General features: G+C 46.2%; 3 protein-coding genes. All 3 read right to left on the bottom strand.

Annotated elements, in window-relative coordinates:
* Positions 1 to 46: 46 nt before the first annotated feature.
* The gene (locus WS40_RS10520) at positions 47 to 739 is read right to left on the bottom strand and encodes a response regulator transcription factor (protein WP_046442134.1); all 693 of its coding nucleotides are present in this window, start codon (positions 737 to 739) and stop codon (positions 47 to 49) included.
* A gap of 211 nt (positions 740 to 950) precedes the next feature.
* A complete protein-coding gene (locus tag WS40_RS11695) occupies positions 951 to 1,088 on the bottom strand; it encodes a helix-turn-helix transcriptional regulator (RefSeq protein ID WP_442973543.1) in 138 nt (45 codons plus the stop codon).
* Positions 1,089 to 1,205: 117 nt separating this feature from the next.
* Positions 1,206 to 1,532, bottom strand: a complete 327-nt coding sequence (locus WS40_RS10515) for a winged helix-turn-helix transcriptional regulator (protein WP_046442189.1) — start codon at positions 1,530 to 1,532, stop codon at positions 1,206 to 1,208.
* Between the last annotated feature and the right edge of the window lie 9 nt (positions 1,533 to 1,541).

Below are 1,541 nucleotides of genomic sequence, written 5' to 3'. Positions count from 1 at the left end.
ATTGCCACCCGGCCAAACAGCCGCTTTACCGAGAGGTTTTGAAACTTCATTTTGCCTCGCCTCCCGTCCATTGATAGCCCATGCCGTAAACGGTCTTGATGTAGGGTGCGTCGCCGTCGGATTCAATCTTGCTGCGAATCCGGCTGATGGAGGTTGTCAGGGTGTGTTCGTCTACAAACCGCTCGTCTATATCCCACAGCTTTTCCAAAAGCTGCCCACGGGTCAGCACTTGCCGGGGATTTTTACGGAACAGGTTCAGCATTTTGTACTCCATCGGGGATAGGGTCAGGGGCTTGCCGTTTAAGGAAGCCGTCTGCTCCGAGAAGTCCAGAAACAGCCGCCCGTCGTCGTAAATGTCCTTGGCCGGTTTGTGGTGTTCCAGCATGGCGAACATGGCTTTGATTTTCCGCTGCAAGGCCCCGATCACAAAGGGCTTTGTGATGTAGTCCACCGCGCCCACCTCATAGCCCCGTATCTGGTCGCTCTCCTGATCGTTGGCGGTCAGGAATATTACGATGGTGTCCGGGTGCTGGGGCTTTATCAGCTTGCACAGTTCAAAACCGTTCCCGTCCGGCAGGTTGATGTCCAGCAGCACTAAATCAAATTCCCGCTGGCGGATGGCTTCGGCTGCGGTTCTGGCATTTAGGGCAGAAGTCACGCCGTAGCCGTCTGCGGTCAGGTTATAGTCTAACATCTTATTCAAAAAACTGTCGTCCTCGACAATTAAAATCTGCTCCATATTCTCACTTCCTTTGCTTTTTGCAGATAGTATAACAGGCAAATGTCCGAGAATTGTTACAAGGACAAATATATTTATCATTTTACAGCTTTTTTATGTGTACTGCAATTTTATAAAAGAAAGGACAGCAGTATCATCAAATTGCTGTCCTTGCGGTTTATTATAGCTGGTAGTGTATAAGCGTGGGTTCATCATATTTGGTGTGGTATCTTTAACTATGGGAAACTCCGGTCTCCCACTTGGAAACCGTCTTATCACTCACACCAAGCTTTTCAGCAAGCTGCACCTGCGTAATCTTATTTTTTTCGCGCAATTCCTTAATCGTAGTTCCTGTTACATATTGATTCATAATACTTTTACCTCCATGTGCCTATTGTACGGTATATGAAGGGCTTTCGCTACCTACGGATCGTAGAGTTGATCCAATAGGAACAGGTAAAATGGCTTCTTTACTGTCCCGGATGGTTTACTTAATAGCATATTTATAATAATTTCCAAAATCTGCCAGCGCATCCATAATCGGCAGCAGTTTTTCCCCCAATTCAGTTAAACTGTAATCAACTCTTGGCGGCATTTCTTGATAATCGTGTCGGTATACAAGACCATCATCCATCATCTGCCTTAAGCTGTCCGTCAATACCTTCTGAGATATACCTTCCAAATCTCGCTGCAGCTCATTAAATCTCCATGACCGCATTCTTAAGTTTCGTATAATAAGAAGTTTCCATTTGCCACCTACAAGTGACACTGCTGTGGCCACTGGGCAAACAGGAAGCTCATCTTTTGTCTTCATATGCATTTA

It is taken from the genome of Ruminococcus sp. N15.MGS-57 (genome assembly GCF_000980385.1).
In the GTDB taxonomy this organism is placed as follows: Bacteria; Bacillota; Clostridia; order Oscillospirales; family Ruminococcaceae; genus Hominimerdicola; species Hominimerdicola aceti.
Note: the sequence above shows the minus strand (reverse complement) of the source record. Positions and strands in the feature narration are given on the sequence as shown.